This is a genomic window from Microbacterium sp. APC 3901, from assembly GCF_030407765.1.
Classification (GTDB): domain Bacteria; phylum Actinomycetota; class Actinomycetes; order Actinomycetales; family Microbacteriaceae; genus Microbacterium.
Genome location: NZ_JASDCU010000007.1, coordinates 165,606 through 181,347 on the forward strand (window position 1 = coordinate 165,606; position 15,742 = coordinate 181,347).

13 protein-coding genes are annotated in these 15,742 nt (G+C 68.6%); 4 read left to right on the forward strand and 9 right to left on the reverse strand.

The annotated features are described in order from the left end of the window. The first annotated feature begins 92 nt into the window (after positions 1–92). Positions 93–935: an alpha/beta hydrolase gene (locus tag QMA07_RS08485; protein ID WP_290161139.1), complete on the forward strand. Its 843-nt coding sequence runs from the start codon at positions 93–95 to the stop codon at positions 933–935. 62 nt (positions 936–997) lie between these two features. Here the strand turns inward: QMA07_RS08485 and QMA07_RS08490 are convergent, their stop codons facing one another. From QMA07_RS08490 to QMA07_RS08510, 5 genes are all read right to left on the reverse strand, one after another. Further along, positions 998–3,766, reverse strand: coding sequence for a glycosyl hydrolase 53 family protein (locus QMA07_RS08490; RefSeq protein ID WP_290161140.1), 2,769 nt, complete (start codon positions 3,764–3,766; stop codon positions 998–1,000). 29 nt (positions 3,767–3,795) lie between these two features. Beyond that, positions 3,796–4,707 (reverse strand): ABC transporter permease subunit, encoded by a 912-nt coding sequence (locus QMA07_RS08495; RefSeq protein WP_140035885.1) that lies wholly within the window; start codon positions 4,705–4,707, stop codon positions 3,796–3,798. Further along, on the reverse strand, positions 4,707–6,329 hold the full coding sequence (locus tag QMA07_RS08500) for an ABC transporter permease subunit (RefSeq protein ID WP_290161141.1): 1,623 nt from the start codon (positions 6,327–6,329) through the stop codon (positions 4,707–4,709). Before QMA07_RS08500 ends, QMA07_RS08495 begins: the two co-directional genes overlap by 1 nt. A 64-nt stretch (positions 6,330–6,393) precedes the next feature. Next, the gene (locus tag QMA07_RS08505; RefSeq protein WP_290161142.1) at positions 6,394–7,620 is read right to left on the reverse strand and encodes an extracellular solute-binding protein; all 1,227 of its coding nucleotides are present in this window, start codon (positions 7,618–7,620) and stop codon (positions 6,394–6,396) included. Positions 7,621–7,716: 96 nt separating this feature from the next. Next, positions 7,717–9,723 (reverse strand): beta-galactosidase, encoded by a 2,007-nt coding sequence (locus tag QMA07_RS08510; RefSeq protein WP_290161143.1) that lies wholly within the window; start codon positions 9,721–9,723, stop codon positions 7,717–7,719. Between the two features lie 214 nt (positions 9,724–9,937). Between QMA07_RS08510 and QMA07_RS08515 the strand changes: the two genes are divergently transcribed. Both QMA07_RS08515 and QMA07_RS08520 read left to right on the forward strand, forming a co-directional pair. Continuing rightward, positions 9,938–10,945, forward strand: coding sequence for a LacI family DNA-binding transcriptional regulator (locus QMA07_RS08515; protein ID WP_290161144.1), 1,008 nt, complete (start codon positions 9,938–9,940; stop codon positions 10,943–10,945). A gap of 65 nt (positions 10,946–11,010) precedes the next feature. Beyond that, a complete protein-coding gene (locus QMA07_RS08520) occupies positions 11,011–11,421 on the forward strand; it encodes a hypothetical protein (protein ID WP_290161145.1) in 411 nt (136 codons plus the stop codon). A 52-nt stretch (positions 11,422–11,473) separates the two neighbouring features. Here QMA07_RS08520 and QMA07_RS08525 read toward each other — a convergent pair whose 3' ends face one another. Then, a complete protein-coding gene (locus QMA07_RS08525) occupies positions 11,474–12,295 on the reverse strand; it encodes an SDR family NAD(P)-dependent oxidoreductase (protein WP_290161146.1) in 822 nt (273 codons plus the stop codon). A gap of 59 nt (positions 12,296–12,354) precedes the next feature. Here QMA07_RS08525 and QMA07_RS08530 point away from each other — a divergent pair, with 59 nt between their 5' ends. Beyond that, positions 12,355–12,903, forward strand: a complete 549-nt coding sequence (locus QMA07_RS08530) for a TetR/AcrR family transcriptional regulator (RefSeq protein ID WP_290161147.1) — start codon at positions 12,355–12,357, stop codon at positions 12,901–12,903. 21 nt (positions 12,904–12,924) lie between these two features. On the opposite strand, the gene QMA07_RS08535 is transcribed toward QMA07_RS08530, so the two are convergent. The 3 genes from QMA07_RS08535 to QMA07_RS08545 are packed head-to-tail and all read right to left on the reverse strand — an operon-like array spanning position 12,925 to position 15,741. Continuing rightward, complete coding sequence (locus tag QMA07_RS08535; RefSeq protein WP_290161148.1) at positions 12,925–13,881, reverse strand: siderophore-interacting protein; 957 nt, start codon at positions 13,879–13,881, stop codon at positions 12,925–12,927. Continuing rightward, complete coding sequence (locus QMA07_RS08540; RefSeq protein WP_290161149.1) at positions 13,871–14,671, reverse strand: ABC transporter ATP-binding protein; 801 nt, start codon at positions 14,669–14,671, stop codon at positions 13,871–13,873. The genes QMA07_RS08535 and QMA07_RS08540 overlap by 11 nt, the downstream gene beginning before the upstream one ends. Continuing rightward, entirely contained in the window at positions 14,668–15,741 is a 1,074-nt protein-coding gene (locus QMA07_RS08545) for an iron chelate uptake ABC transporter family permease subunit (protein ID WP_290161179.1), read from the reverse strand. Before QMA07_RS08545 ends, QMA07_RS08540 begins: the two co-directional genes overlap by 4 nt. Between the last annotated feature and the right edge of the window lies 1 nt (position 15,742).

The following is a 15,742-nucleotide window of genomic DNA, read 5'->3' on the forward strand; positions in this document are numbered from 1 at the left end:
TCAGTGTACTTGACGTGAGAACGAGCGTTCTCTACAGTGGACGACATCAGCCGAGAACGACCGTTCTCACCAGACCGAAAAGGATCAGGATCATGGGTTACATCACCGTCGGAAACGAGAACAGCACCCCGATCGAGCTCTACTACGAAGACCAGGGATCGGGCCAGCCCGTCGTCCTGATCCACGGGTACCCGCTGAACGGACACAGCTGGGAGCGCCAGACCCGCGAGCTGCTCGCGCAGGGCTACCGCGTCATCACCTACGACCGCCGCGGATTCGGCCAGTCGTCGAAGGTCGGCACCGGATACGACTACGACACGTTCGCCGCCGACCTCGACACGGTGCTCGAGACCCTCGACCTGCGCGACGTCGTGCTCGTCGGCTTCTCGATGGGCACGGGCGAGCTCGCCCGCTACGTCGCGAAGTACGGCCACGACCGGGTCACCAAGCTCGCGTTCCTCGCCTCGCTCGAGCCTTTCCTCGTGCAGCGTGACGACAACCCCGAGGGCGTGCCTCAGGACGTCTTCGACGGCATCGAGGCTGCAGCCAAGGGCGACCGCTACGCCTGGTTTACCGACTTCTACAACAACTTCTACAACCTCGACGAGAACCTCGGCAGCCGCATCAGCCAGCAGGTCGTCGACGCCAACTGGAACCTCTCGGTCACCAGCGCTCCGGTCGCGGCCTACGCCGTGGTCTCGTCATGGATCGAGGACTTCCGTGCCGATGTCGACGCCGTGCGCGATGCGGGCAAGCCCACGCTGATCCTGCACGGCACGAAGGACAACATCCTTCCGATCGACGCCACCGCCCGCCGGTTCCACCAGGCAGTGCCGGCCGCGACGTACGTCGAGGTCGAGGGCGCCCCGCACGGTCTGCTCTGGACCCACGCCGACGAGGTCAACGCCGCGCTGAAGGACTTCCTCAGCAAGTAGTCCGTGAACGGCCCGAGAGCCCGGCATCCGCCGCAGGATGTCGGGCTCTCGGGCGTGTGACGTCAGCGCTTCACCGTCACCGTGAGCGTCTTGCTCTGGGTGCTCCCGGCGGCGTTCACGAACTCGACGCGGTAGGTGTGCTTGCCCACCGCGCGGCCGGCGACCGGCACCGTCACCCGCTGCGCGGCGGGGCTGTTCGCGACCATGTCGCCCTCGGAGATCAGCACGCCGTCCTCGTACAGGCGGTACGAGGACGCATTGGTACCCCACCACATGTCGGCGGTGAGAGTGTATGAGCCGTCGCCGTCCCAGTTGTCGGCCGAGAGCACGGGAGTGCCGGGCGCCGCATCCTGCACCTTCACGGTCACGGGCTTCACCGCCGTCACCCCGCGCGAATTGACCAGTTCTCCGGTGTAGGCGTAGCTGCCGTTCTTCTTGCCCGTCACGGCGACCTGCGCGGTCTGCGCCGCGGTCCCACCGAAGGTGAGCGGCACGGTCTTGATCAGCACACCGTTCTCGAACACTCGCAGCTTCGTGGCGTTCTGCCCCCACCACAGGTTCATGGTGAGCGTGAAGTCGCCGTCGAGCAGCCCCGTATCGTGGCCGTTGTCATGCGACAGCACTCCCCGAGCCGGGGCGGTCGTCGCCGCATCCTGAAGCAGGAGCGCGTCGACTGCGGCAGCCAGTGCATCCAGCGCCCCCGTGACCGCCGACGCACTCGGACTCGCGGCAGCCAGCACGATGTCGGCGCGAGCGATCGCACCGGGCAACGCGACCGTCGACGACTCGACATAGGCTTCGAGGTCGAGCGCCGCGGCCGCATCGCGCCGCTCTCGCAGCTGCGAGGTGTCGGCACCGGGCACCGGTTCGCGCACGAGTTCGAGATCGTCGATCGTCCCCCACGCCCCCGCCGGAAGCGCCGCGGAGATCCGCACCACAGCCGTGCCGTCAGCCCCCACGTGCAACGGCTCCGTCGTCGGCGTCGACCACACCCGCCAGCCGTCGAACGCGAAGGCCGCAGCACCAGCAGCCGCAGACGGCGCCGAGAGCGACAGCGATGCCCGCCCGTCGGCGCCCTCCCCGTCGCCCTGCAGTGACGCCCGCGCGACGTACGACCCTGCGGGCAGTCCGCTCACGGTCTGCGACAGGTCGAAGGAGTAGCCGGATGCCGAATAGAAGTGCGCCGAATGAGTGCCGCTGCGAGGGTCGTCCCACGCACGCAGAGTGAGCCCGGTTCCGTTCACGCTCCACATGCTCGTGTCGGGGTCTTCGAAGCCGGGGTTGCGCAGATGGTTGCGCGCCGAGATCGTGACCGTGGCCGATGCCGCGAGGCCCGCATCCGTCACACCCGAGATCGTGTACTCGCCGATGCCCTCGATGAACCCCACGGCCGAAGACCACGTGACCGCCTGCTGCTCCGACGAGCCGTCGTTGTAGAGCACGGACACCTCGCCCGGCAGCTCGACGTCATCGCCCTCGGTCAACTGCAGCGTCACCGGCTGCACAGATTCGACAGAGCGCGGGGCCTGGGCCCCGGTGCGCACGTACGAGAAGATGTTCAGCGCGTCGGATGCGGTGCCGTCGAAACCGAACAGCGCCTGGTTCTCCCACGCCGATCCACCGAACCACTGGCCCGCATCATGGGGCTCGTACTCACCGGCGAAGCTCGACGCCCAGCCCGACCCGTCGCGCTCCCACAGCACCTTGTTCTGCTCGAGCTCGGCGGGCGGCCCGACCGGCAGCCACGCGGGCTCCCAGTAGTAGACGCCGATGCCGGCTTCGCCCACGTCGGCGACCGCCTGCACGACCGCACGCACCGCATCGGCCTGACCCTGCACGCTCACGGGGTACTGCGTCGCCTCGGACGGCAGGTCGACCACGTTGCCGTGGCCGTCTCCGTCGTCGAGCGTGAACGCCCATGAGGTCTCGGCGACCATGACCTTCTTGCCGTAGGTCGTGGCGACGTGCGAGAGCACCGATGTGAGGTTCTCGGGAGTGCCGTGCCAGAACGGGTAGTACGACGAGGCGAACACGTCGTAGTCGACCCCGCGGCGATCGAGCTGTGCGGCGACGTCGGCATAGAAGCCGGCCCGCTCGGGGTTCGTGAAGTGCACGGCCACGAGAGTGTCGGGCGCCTCCGCGCGCACTGCGGCGGAGCCGGCCGAGAACACCTTCGCCATGTCGTCCCAGCCGCGCACCCCGGCCACTCCGCCGTTGGTCTCGTTGCCCACCTGCACCATGCGCAGGTCGACTCCGGCATCCACCAGCCGTCGCACGGCATCACGGGTGAAGGCGCCGACCTCGGCGGCGACCTGATCGGCCGTCATGCCCTCCCACGCCTTGGGCACCTGCTGCTTGGCGGGGTCGGCCCAGAAGTCGGAGTAGTGGAAGTCGACGAGCACGCCGAGCCCGGCATCCGTCGCCCGCTGTGAGATCTCGATCGCGCGGGCCACGTCGACGTCGCCGCCGCCGTAGCCGTTGCCGTTCGCGTCGTACGGGTCGTTCCACACGCGCACTCGCACGTCGGTGACCCCGGCGTCGGTGAGGATCTCGAACAGGTCGCCCGGTGCGCCGTCGGCGTCGCGGAAGACGACCCCTGACGCCTCGAGCGACAGCACCGACGACACGTCGACGCCGCCGATGAAGTCAGCGGGCAGGTTCTCGACACGAGGGACGGTGATGGTGGCGTCCACCGGCTCGACGGATGCGACGGCCGCGGGCACGGATGCCGCGGACGACGCGGCCGACGCCGGAACCGAGACGCCGATCAGGGCGACGGCGGTGACCGTTGCCAGGGCGGTGGAGAGAAGGGAACGCGTGCGACGGTGCATGACGGCCTTTCGAGCGGTGGAAGAGAGGATCAGCCCTTGACGGATCCCTGGGTGAGCCCGCCGACGATGTACTTCTGCAGCGAGAAGAACAGCGCGAGCACGGGCACGGCGGCGACGACGACACCGGCGGCGAACAGGCCCCAGCGCGAGGTCAGCTGGTTCGAGACCCACTGGTACATGCCGACGGCGAGGGTCCAGTTGTCCTCGGACGTGAGGATGATCTTCGACAGGATGAAGTCACCGAACGCGGCGAGGAACGCGAGCAGCGCGACGACCGCGAGGATCGGCACGACCAGCGGCATGATGAGCCGCCAGAAGATCTGCGCGTGGCTGGCGCCGTCGATCTTCGCGGACTCGTCGATCTCGACGGGGATCGTGTTGAAGAACCCGTACATCAGGAAGGTGTTCGCACCGAGCGCCCCACCGAGGTAGACGCAGATCAGCGCGATCTTCGAGTTGATGCCGAGTGCGGGCACGACGTCGCCGATGGTCTGCAGCATCAGGAAGATCGCGATGAAGGCGAGCGCCTGCGGGAACATCTGCAGCACGAGCAGCGTCGTGAGGCTCGCGCGCCGCCCGCTGAAGCGGAACCGAGAGAACGCGTAGGCGCCGCAGGCGCCCATGAGCACCGAGCCGACCGCGGTCACGCCGCCGATCAGCAGGGTGTTGCCGAACCACACCCAGTAGCGGGATTCACCGAGGGCGATGTAGTTCGCCGGGTCGAACGCACTGAACAGGGCGCTGGATGCCGCAAGGCTGCCGTTCGGGTTGAGCGATGCCGACAGCACGTAGACGAGCGGGAACGCGGCGAAGAACAGCACGCCGGCGGCCAGGATGTACTTCCAGCCGACCTCGCTCCACCACCGACGCCGCCGGGCGCCTGCGCGCGCGGCATCCGCTTCTTTCGATGAACCGGTCACGATGACTCTGGTCTCACTCATCACTGGTACTCCTCGAGCTTGCGGGTCTGTCGGAAGCTCAGCGCTGAGATGAGACCGACCACGATGAAGGCGATGATCGACAGCGCGCTCGCGAGGCCGTAGTCGGCCGCACCACCGGAGACGCCGGAGACGTCGTAGATGGCCGAGACGAGGATGTCGGTCGAGCCCAGTGCGTACGGAGCGCCGGCGATGGCCGGCCCGCCGTTGTTGAAGGTGTAGATCACGGTGAAGTTGTTGAACGCCACCGCGAACGAGGCGATCAGCAGGGGTGCGGTCGACACGAGCAGCAGCGGCAGCACGATCGCCCGGAAGCGCTGCAGCTTGTTGGCACCGTCGATCTCGGCGGCCTCGAGCGTCTCGCCCGGCAGCGACTGCAGCGCGCCCGTGCACACGAGGAACCAGTAGGGATAGCTGAGCCATACGTTCACGAAGATCACCGCGGCTCGGGTCAGCCACGGATCGCCGAGCCAGTTGATCTGCGAGCCGAAGAAGAACAGGTCGTTGATCACGCCGAACTCGGCGTTGAACATGCCGCGGAACAGCAGTGCGGCCATGAACGCGGGGAAGGCATAGGGAAGGATGAACAGCGCCCGCAGGAACCGACGCCCCTTGACGCGGGGGTCGTTGTAGACGATCGCGAGGCCGAGTCCGACGGCGAAGCTGAGCACGACCGACAGGATCGCGAAGGCGAAGGTCCATACCGTGACGCTCAGCAGGGTGCCGGCGAGGTTCGCGTCGGTGAACAGCTTCACGAAGTTGGCGAAGCCGACGTTCACCGACCAGCCGGTCGGCAGCGCCGTGCCGTCCTCGGCCACGAAAGCACCGAGATCCGTGGCCGTGTAGACCGTGCCCGACTGCGTGTCGGTGATCGTCTGCGCCTCGGCATCCCACACCAGCGTGGGTTCGTAGACCGAGCCGGTGGATCCTTCGCGGGTGCGGATCGACCCGTCGTTCGGGTCGTCCGAGACCGGGACCCTGAGGTCCTTGATCGTCGCTCCGAGCGTGGGATCGGTCAGCACGGCCGCCCTCGGGACGACCTCCCAGCCGGGGACCTCGCTCGGGGTGCCGGTGGTGCCGATCTCGGCGTCGGATGCCGTGGTCAGCGGTTCGGTCGCGGATCCGACCTGCACGTCGCCGTCGTCATCGACGATCGCGAAGCCGAGCTCGCCGCCGCGCTGCACGATCGAGAGCGGGTAGTCCGACGAGCCCTCGATGCGGCGCTCGCCCTGGATCAGCGCGGCCTCGACGGCCTGCTCCTGTGTGCCGACGTGACCGGTGCCGTAGTTCGTGAAGGCGATGTACGCCGTGTAGCCGAAGATGAAGACCTGGAAGACGAGCAGGAAGATCAGCCCGGGCAGCAGATACTTGAGCGGCAGCGCCTTGCGGGTGAAGTACACCCAGTCGGCGATGATCACCAGCAGCACGACCACGCCGAGAACGATCCACGACTCGGCGCTCCAGGCCGAGATCGCGGTCATGATGCCGAAGGCGTTGACCAACGCCATCAGCGCGAGCTTGATGAGGAAGCCCCAGCCGAGGCCGCGGAAGCGGCGGGCGTGGGATTCGCGCGAGGGCTTCACCACGGGGGTGGGGGCCTCGGCCGGAGGTGCCTGGATCGTCATGTGTGCGTCCTGTCTGAGGATCGCGAGACGGGGAGGGTTTCGGGCCCCTCCCCGTCCGGCGGGGTCAACCGGCGAGAGTCGTCTCGAGGTCGGCGACCATGGTGTTCCAGGTCGACACGGGGTCGGCGCCGTTGATGATCTGCGCCTGCGCGGCGTTCCACAGATCCCAGACCGATCCCATCTCGGGGATCGACGGCATCGGGACGCCGGACTGCGCCGATGCCACGAATCCGGCCGTGATCGGGTCGGACGAGACCTCCTCGGCGAGAGTCGACCACGCGGGGATGCGGGGGTCGGCCTCGTAGAGCGCACGCTGCGCGTCTTCGGTGCCGAGGTAGTTCACCAGGAACTCCTGGGCGAGAAGGGCGTTCTTGCTCTTGCTCGAGAGGTAGAAGCCCTGCACGCCGACGAACGGGGCAGCGGCCTCGCCACCCGCCGAGGGGATCGGGTTCACGGCGACGTCGATGCCCTCGAATGCGCTGATGGCCCACGGGCCCTGGATCGTGTACGGCGCCTTGCCCGACGCGAACAGCTCGTTGTTGATGTCGTAGTCGATCGTGGTCGAGATGTAGCCGGTGCCGTTCGAGCCGTTGGCGCCCAGCCAGCTGGCGAACGCCTCACCGGGCGCTCCGCCCATGCCGACCTCGCTGGTGTACGAGCCGGTGTCGTCCTGCACGAAGACGGGGGCCCCGAACGAGGTCTGCAGTCCGTACATCGTGTAACCGTCGCCGGTCTCGCCGCCGGTGTTGATGACGAACGGACGCTCGGTGCCTGCCGCGACGCCCTTGGCGATCATGTCGTCCCAGGTGGCCGGCGCCTCCGCGCCGACGAGGTCGACGTTCTGCACGAGGGCGATGGTCTCGAGCGAGTAGGGCATCGCATACAGCTGACCGTCGTACGTCATGGCGTCGAGGGCGACCTGCTCGAACTCCGACGCCTTGTCGCCGAGGTCGATCGTGTCGACGACACCGGCCGCGACCAGCGCGCCCAGCCAGTCGTGGGCGCCGACGGTGATGTCGGGGCCCTCACCGGTCGGGACCTGCGCGATGAAGTCGTTGCGGAGGTCTTCGAAGTTCTTCTGCACGAGGGTGACCGTGGCTCCGGTCTCCTCTTCGAAGGCCTCGGCGGCGGCGGTGATCGCGGCTTCGCGCTCCGCATCCGTCCAGATGACGAGTTCAGCTCCGTCGCCGGATGCGGCGTCGTCGCCGCCTTCAGGTGCGCCGGCGGAGCAGCCCGCGAGGACCACGGCCGCGGCCAGAGCGAGTGCGCCGACTCCGATGTGCTTGCGCATGCGTTTTCCTATCTGTCGTGGCCGACGATGCGCTGCGCGTCATCGCGACCGGGTGAGGGGTGGTGCAGGGTGATGCGGGTGGTGCGGGTCGTGCTGTCAGTGGGAGGTGCGGATGACGGCGACGCCGCCCGCCGCGATGGTCACGGCGCCCGAGATCTCGGCACCGGTGAGGAGCTCGACGCCTGCGGCCTCGAGCTCGACGTCGTCATCACGGTGGTTCACGGCGATGCGGTAGACCGCGTCTGCGCCGTGACGGGTGATGACCTCGAGGCCTTCGGCGACACCCGACGGTGTGACGTCGGCATCGGCGTAGACCTCGTGCAGGAGTGCGCGCATGCCCGCGGCATCCAGACGCGTGCCGACGTACCAGCCGGTGCCCGCGCCGTGGCGGTGGCGCGTGATGGCGGGTTCGCCCTCGCCGGGGCCGCCCGAGAAGTTGGCGACGACCTCGGCTCCTTCGAGCGCGATGTCCTCCTGCCAGACGTCGGCGACGATGCCCTCGTGGTCGACCCAGTCGAGACCGTGGGTCTCACCCTCGCGCAGTGGCAGGAACTCCTCGACCGTGAGGCCGAGCGCCTCGCGCAGCGGGGCGACGAAGCCTCCCGCATGCACGGCGTCGTTCTCGTCGACGATGGCCGAGAAGAACGACACGAGCAGCGTGCCGCCCTCCTCGACGTACGAGGTGAGGTTCGCCGCATCCGCGGTGCTCAGCATGTACTGCGCGGGGGCGACGACCAGGCGGTAGCCCGAGAGGTCCTGCCCGGGCAGGGCGAAGTCGACCGTGATGCCGTCTCGCCAGAGCTGCTCGTAGAAGCGGCGCACCTGGGCGGCGTGCGTGACGTCTTCGGAGGGTCGCCACTCGAGGTCCTGTGCCCAGAACGACTCGAAGTCCCAGAGGATCGCGACGTCGGCCGTCACCGTGGAGCCCTGCACCTCGTCGAGGCGGCCGAGCGCGGCACCGAGATCGACGACCTCGCGGAAGACCCGCGACTCGGTGCCGGCGTGCGGCAGCATCGCGGAGTGGAACTTCTCGGCGCCCGAACGCCCTGCGCGCCACTGGAAGAACAGGATGCCGTCGGCCCCGCGTCCGAGGTGCGTGAAGGAGTTGCGCTTCATCTCGCCGCGACGCTTGGCGATGTTGCGGGGCTGCCAGTTGACGGCCGAGGTCGAGTGCTCCATCAGGATCCACGGCTTGCCGCCGCCGACCGAGCGGCTGAGGTCGGCGGCGATCGCCAGCCCGATGTGCGCGTCCTCGTCGGCGGCCCACAGGTAGTGGTCGTCCGAGACGATGTCGACCTCGCGACCCCACGCCCACAGGTCGGTGGTCCAGCTCTGGTTCGCCATGAAGTTCGTCGTGACCGGCTGCGTGGCGTGCGCGCGGATCGCGTCGCGCTCGGCGATGAAGCACGCGCGCAGCTGGTGATCCGTGAAGCGCGCGAAGTCGAGGCGCTGTGCGGGGTTCACGACGCTCGGGGCGATGGCCGGGGCACCGACGTGCTCCCATGCCGAGTAGTGCTGACCCCAGAAGGCGGTGCCCCACGCGCTGTTCAGCGCGTCGAGCGACCCGTACTTCTCCTGGAGCCAGAGCCTGAAGGCGGCGACCGCGTCGGGCGAGTAGTCCTCGCCGACCGGAACGCCGTACTCGTTGTGCACGTGCCAGAGCACGACGGCCGGATGCTGCGCATAGCGCGCCGCGAGAGCATCCGCGATCCGCACGATCGCCTCGCGGTAGGCCGGCGATGAGTGCGAGGCCATGCCGCGGGAGCCGAAGCCCATCGTGCGACCCTCGCGGTCGATCACGTGAGCGTCGGGGTGGTTCGCGAAGAACCACGCCGGCGGGGATGCCGTGGGGGTGCCGAGGTCGACCTTGATGCCGTTCTCGTGCAGCAGGTCGAGCAGCTCGTCGAGCCAGGCGAAGTCGAACTCGCCCTCGGCGACCTCGATGAGCGCCCACGAGAAGATGCCTACGCTGACCAGGTTGACCCCGGCATCGCGCATCAGGATGACGTCTTCGCGCCACGTCTCGGGCGACCACTGCTCGGGGTTGTAGTCGCCGCCATAGGCGATTCCACCCAGATCGGGCCAGGCGTGGGGGGAGGTCATCGGCACTCCATCGGGTCGGTGCGGTCGTGGTGCGGTCCCGGCGTGCTGTCGCTCATTCGACTGGGACCGGTCTCAGTCTGACTCAGGGGACTGACTGGGACCGGTCTCAGTTCTACCCCAGATCCATCACCGATCACAACCGCCGTTACCGAACTGAGACCGGTCCCAGTTCGGACTACCGCTGGACGGGATGCTGTGGGTAGAGTCACAGGCGATGAGTGATGTCAGCGCGAAGCGCAAGCCGACGATCCGCCAGATCGCGGCGCAGGCGGGGGTGTCCCGCAGCACGGTCTCGCGCGTGATCAACGGCGGGCACTGGGTCTCCCCCGATGCCAGACTGGCCGTCGAAGAGGCGATCCTCGCCACCGGCTACACCGCCAACCATCATGCGCGCAGTCTCGCGACGGGCCGCGCCGGTTCGCTCGCCTTCCTTCTCACCGAACCGCAGCAGCTGCTGTTCGACGACCCGACCTTCGCGCTGCTGCTGCGCGGCGCCGCCGAAGCGCTGGCCCAGCGGGCGATGACACTCGTGCTGCTGGTGGCCGGCACTCCCGCCGAGCGCGAGAGCGTCGCTCAGTTCCTCAGCGCCGGTCACGTCGACGGCGTCATGCTGATCTCGTCGCATGAGTCCGACCCGCTGCTCGATCAGCTGATCGAGGTCGGCATCCCGACCGTCTGCTGCGGCCTGCCGCTCGGTCACGAGCGCGAGCTCTCGACGATCTCGGTCGACGAGGTCGCCTCGGCCCGCACGATGGCCGCGCACCTCGTGGCGCAGGGCCACCGCCGCATCGGCATGATCACGGGTCCCGACGACACCCCCGGCGGTCGCTACCGCCTGGTGGGCTTCCGCGAAGAGCTCGGCGAGCTGTTCGACGAGACCCTGGTCGAGGTGGGCGACTACTCGTTCGAGTCAGGGCAGGCGGCCATGACCCGGATGCTCGAGCACGACGTCGACGCGGTCTTCGCCGCATCCGACCGGATGGCCGCGGGCGCGATCGCCGCCGCCCGCCGAGGCGGACGCCGCGTGCCCGAGGACATCGCGATCGCCGGGTTCGACGACTCGGGCCTCGCCGCGACCCACGAGCCGCCGATCACGACCATGCGTCAGCCCTGGGATCAGATCAGTGCGAAGATGGTCGCCGTGCTGCTCGAGGTCATCGCCGGAGCATCCCCCCGCTCCGTCATCCTCGACACCGAGCTCGTGGTGCGCGAGAGCGCGTAAACGCTCGAGCCGATCGCGAGCGCGTAGCTCTCGCGCCCGCACTCAGCATGCGACAGGATGGGGCGATGCGCCATCGTTCATCGCTCGTCGCTTGCGTGTTCGCTCTCCTCGTGGCCACGACCATGACGGGGTGCAGCTTCTCGTCTTCCTCCCTGTCGGTTCTCGAGACCGACCGGGCGGCCGAAGATGAACTGCCACCGCTCGAGGCCGATGCCTACGAGTCAGTCGACACCTCGACGAGTCGCTTCATCGGAGAGTACGAGGGCGTGTCGCTCTGGGTCGCGCAGGGCACGGAATCACCGGCCTGCCTGGCAGCCGTCACGGAAGACGGCGATGCCGGACCCGACTGGATCCTCAGCTGCGGCGGACTGCCGATTCGGATGAGCGGGGTCGGCCACACCTTCGAGCTCCGGCCCGACGGAGCACCCGCGCCCGAGGACATGACCCGCGTCTCGGAGAACGTCTTCGTCGACTAGCTGACCGAGAGGCTCGGCCAGGTCGGTTGTTTCGCGCGCCTGCGGCAGCGCATCAAGCGGTCGGGAAGCGCGGATCGAGCGCGTAGTCCTTCTGGCGCAGATCGAGAGCCGCTGCGACCTGGGCTGGCGCGTCGTCGCCGACGAGCACGCGAAGGCGAGGGTCGTCCACTGCAGCGACTCGGGCGAGGATCGCCGCCGCGGCATCCTCCGGTGTCGTGCCGGTTCCCGACTCGCCCGCAGGCCAGGGCACCTCAGCGGTGCCGAACAGCTCGATTCGCTGCTCGTCGTAGGCATCCAGTGGCGAGCTGAACCGCATGCTCGAGCCCGCCCACTCGGTGTCGAGCGCGCCCGGCTCGATCAGGGAGACGCGGATGCCGAATCGTTCGACCTCCGCCGCCATCGCCTCGCTGAATGCTTCGAGGCCCCATTTGGTGGAGTTGTAGAGGCCGAGCATCGGCATCGTCCCGGCGGCTCCCACCGTCGAGATCTGCACGATGTGGCCGCTGCCCTGACTGCGCATGATCGGGATGACGGCTTGGCTCAGCCACAGGGGGCCGAGCAGATTCGTGTCGACGATCGCGCGGGCATCCTCCTCGGACGCCTCTTCGACGGCCCCGATCACGCCGTAGCCGGCGTTATTCACGAGCACGTCGATGCTGCCGAGCACCCCGGCAGCGTGCTCTACGGCTTCGTGTGCCGCCGCGCGGTCACGCACGTCGAGCTGCATCACGGTCAGCCGCTCGTGGTCGGGCAGCGTGTGGTCACCTCTGACGGTCGCCACCACCCTGTGTCCGGCGTCGAAGGCGGCGAGGGTGAGGGCTCGCCCCAGTCCTCGATTGCCGCCGGTGATCATCCATGTCTGCGGTGAGGTCATGCCGAGATCGTACTGCGAACTGGACGCACCGTCTCGTTTGCTCAGGTATCGTGGTCAGCATGGCCCGTGAACGAACCCGCACCAAGGTGCACGCGGCTGCGCTGTCCCTGGCAGGCGAGCGCGCGGTGGGAGCGATCACGATGGAAGGGATCGCAGCGCGAGCGCAGGTGAGCAAACAGACCCTCTACCGGTCTTGGTCGTCGACGGGTGAGATCCTCTTCGATGCGCTCCTGGCCCGCAGCCTCGATGAGCACGGCAGAGTCACTGTGCCGAACTCGGGCGATCTGACTGGCGACCTCACCGCGTTGGCGACCGGCATGATCGACGAGCTGACCGACCCGACCCAGGAGCGGTTGCTGAGAGCCGTCACCGCCGACCTGCAATCCGACGACGAGCTCGCCGCCCAGTTCCGCGAGCTGTTGCTCGAGCCGCAGCTGACTGGGATCTCCGCCCGGCTGCGGCAGTCAGGCGCGCGGGATCCTGAGGACATCGCGGAGCTGTTCGTCGGGCCGATCTTCCACCGCTGGCTGCTGCGCAGCAGGCCGTTCGACGCGGAATGGGTGTCCGCGCACGTGGAGCGCGTCCTGAGGAGCGTCGGCGCGGGGTGATCTGCGCCGGGAAAAGACTCCTCAGCCGCGCATGGCGACGCCCCGACGCCAGTAGCCCATGAAGGCGACCTGCGAGCGATCGACGCCGAGATCCTTGACGAGGTGCCGGCGCAGCGTCGTGACGACGCCGCTCTCACCGGCGATCCAGAAGTAGCGCTCGGCGGGGGCATCCGCCGCGGCGATCTCCTCGCCGAGACCCGAGTAGTCGGGCGTCTCCCAGAGCAGGTCCTCGGACTCGATGTCCGTCACGTCGATCTCGTCGGCGGCATCCGCATCGCCGAGGTACTCGAGCACGGCGGGGATGAGACGCACGCCGTGAGGCTCGCCCGCATCGCGGGGCAGCCAGTGCACCTCGACTCCCGCGGGAGCGTCGATGCGCAGGACGTCGGCGGGCGACGGCACCTCGATGAAGGCACAGCCTCGGAGGCCGCTCGGGGCGTCCTCGAGGATGCGGGCTATCGCGGGAGCCGCGGTCTCGTCACCGGCGAGAAGGACCGATGCGGCGGTGCCCGGTTCGTATTCGGCTCCGCCGTGGGCCGCCGCTGCGACCCCTCGACGCGGTCCGACGATGAAGAGCTCCTTGCCGACGGCGGCCGCATCCGCCCACCTCGACGCGGGGCCCGTGAGCCCCGGGGCCAGGTGCAGCACGAAATCGACATCGAGCTCGGTGCCGGCATCCGTCACCCGCAGGTCGCGCACCGAATAGGTGCGCATGGACCCGCGTTCCTCCTCGGGAACGGCGAGGAACGAGCCCCACCAGTCGTCGGTCTCGCGGTCGAGATCGGGAAGCATGCCGGATGCCGGTGGGAACACGATCTTGATCCGAGAGTCGAAGGTGTCGCCCGGCGTGCCGAACTCGACCAGATCGTCGCCGCCGAAGGTGGCGCGCACGAAGTTCGGCGACACCCGTTCGACCGCGCGCACCTCGGCGCGGGCGAGCACGTAGGTGGGGCGTTCGGTCGTCGTCTCAGCGGACATGATGCCTTCCGATCGGGGTGACCATCGGCTTTCCCGAGACCGGGTCGATGGTGATCTGGTTCGCGAGGCCGAAGACCTCTTCGACGAGCTGTGCGGTCACGACGTCCTGCGGAGCGCCGGTGGCGTGCACCCTGCCCTCCTTCATCGCGACGAGCTCGTCGGCATAGCGGGCGGCCAGGTTGAGGTCGTGCAGCACCATGACGATCGTGGTGCCGCGCGAGACGCTCAGGTCGGTGAGCAGGTCGAGCACCTCGACCTGGTGCGCGACGTCGAGGAACGTGGTCGGCTCGTCGAGCAGCAGGATGTCGGTCTCCTGCGCGAGCGCCATCGCGATCCACACGCGCTGACGCTGGCCACCCGAGAGCTCGTCGACGCTGCGGTCGGCGAGGTCGGTGGTGCCGGTCGCCTCGAGGGCATCCGCCACGATCTCGTAGTCGTGGGCGCTCCAGCGCGCCAGCATCTTCTGGTGCGGATGCCGCCCGCGACCGACCAGGTCGGCGACGGCGATGCCTTCGGGCGCGACCGGAGACTGCGGCAGCAGGCCGAGGATGCGCGCGACCTCCTTGGTGGGGCGCGCATGCACCGACTTGCCGTCGAGCACGATCTGACCGGCGGTCGGCGACAGCAGGCGCGCGAGCGAGCGCAGCAGCGTCGACTTGCCGCATCCGTTCGCGCCGACGATCGTCGTGATCTTGCCCGGGGCGATAGCGAGGTCGAGGCCGTCGATGATCGTGCGGTCGCCGTAGGCGAGGGTGACGGACTCGGCCGTCAGGGTGTGCGACTCGGTCACAGGGAGCCTCCCGAGCGGTTGGTGCGGATGAGCAGGAAGATGAGGTACGGAGCACCGAGCACACCGGTGATCACGCCGACCGGGTAGCGCTCGCCGAACGCGAACTGGCCGATGAGGTCGCCGCCGAGCACGAGCACGGCACCCACGAACGCGCTCGGAAGCAGCAGGTTCGCGCCGGGGCCGGTGATGCGGGCGGCGATCGGACCGGCCATGAACGCGACGAAGGCGATGGGGCCGCACGCCGCGGTCGCGAAGGCGAGCAGTGCCACGGCGCCCAGGATGAACAGCAGGCGGGTGGTGTTGACCCGCACGCCGAGACCGGATGCCGAGTCGTCGCCGAGCTGCATCGCGCCGAGTGCCCGACCCTGCGAGAGCAGCAGCGGCATCAGCACGGCCGCAGCGATCGCGAGAGGCATCACGCGCTCCCACGAGGCGTTGTTGAGGCTGCCGGTGAGCCACTGCATCGCGGTCTGGATGTCCCAGTTCGCCGCCCTCGACAGCATGTACGAGATGATGCTCTGCAGCATCGCCGCGATGCCGATGCCGATCAGGATCAGGCGAGTGCCCGCGAACCCGTTCTTGATCGACAGCAGGTAGATGGCTCCTGCCGTGACGATCGCGCCGCCCAGCGCGAGCACCGAGACGACCGGACCGCTGAGCGACAGCACGATGATGCCGAACACGGCTGCGGCGCCGGCGCCGTTCGAGATGCCGATGATGTCGGGCGAGGCGAGCGGATTGCGCAGCAGCGTCTGGAACGAGACGCCCGCGATGCCGAAAGCGAACCCGGCGAGGATCGCGAGCACCGCACGGGGCAGGCGCAGTTCGCCGACCGTGAACGAGGCACCGGGAACCGTCTCGCCGAGGATCACACGGATCACCTCGTCGAGCGGATAGAACGTGTTGCCGATCATCAGGGCGACGGTGAACAGCACCACGAGCATCGCGCCGAGCACGATCGTGGCGACGGCGTGACGGCGGTGGCGCGAACGACGGCCGGCGATGATCGCCGCGACGGAGTCGCCGGTGCGCTCGGACGCCGCAGGAGTCTGGGCGGCAGCGCGGTCGATG

Excerpts from the sequence above, each read along its gene's own strand:
- QMA07_RS08510 (WP_290161143.1), bottom strand. The coding sequence starts at position 9,723 with ATGACCTCCCCCCACGCCTGGCCCGATCTGGGTGGAATCGCCTATGGC.
- QMA07_RS08485 (WP_290161139.1), top strand. The coding sequence starts at position 93 with ATGGGTTACATCACCGTCGGAAACGAGAACAGCACCCCGATCGAGCTC.
- QMA07_RS08490 (WP_290161140.1), bottom strand. The coding sequence starts at position 3,766 with ATGCACCGTCGCACGCGTTCCCTTCTCTCCACCGCCCTGGCAACGGTC.
- QMA07_RS08500 (WP_290161141.1), bottom strand. The coding sequence starts at position 6,329 with ATGACGATCCAGGCACCTCCGGCCGAGGCCCCCACCCCCGTGGTGAAG.
- QMA07_RS08515 (WP_290161144.1), top strand. The coding sequence starts at position 9,938 with ATGAGTGATGTCAGCGCGAAGCGCAAGCCGACGATCCGCCAGATCGCG.
- QMA07_RS08495 (WP_140035885.1), bottom strand. The coding sequence starts at position 4,707 with ATGAGTGAGACCAGAGTCATCGTGACCGGTTCATCGAAAGAAGCGGAT.
- QMA07_RS08505 (WP_290161142.1), bottom strand. The coding sequence starts at position 7,620 with ATGCGCAAGCACATCGGAGTCGGCGCACTCGCTCTGGCCGCGGCCGTG.
- QMA07_RS08525 (WP_290161146.1), bottom strand. The coding sequence starts at position 12,295 with ATGACCTCACCGCAGACATGGATGATCACCGGCGGCAATCGAGGACTG.
- QMA07_RS08530 (WP_290161147.1), top strand. The coding sequence starts at position 12,355 with ATGGCCCGTGAACGAACCCGCACCAAGGTGCACGCGGCTGCGCTGTCC.
- QMA07_RS08535 (WP_290161148.1), bottom strand. The coding sequence starts at position 13,881 with ATGTCCGCTGAGACGACGACCGAACGCCCCACCTACGTGCTCGCCCGC.
- QMA07_RS08520 (WP_290161145.1), top strand. The coding sequence starts at position 11,011 with ATGCGCCATCGTTCATCGCTCGTCGCTTGCGTGTTCGCTCTCCTCGTG.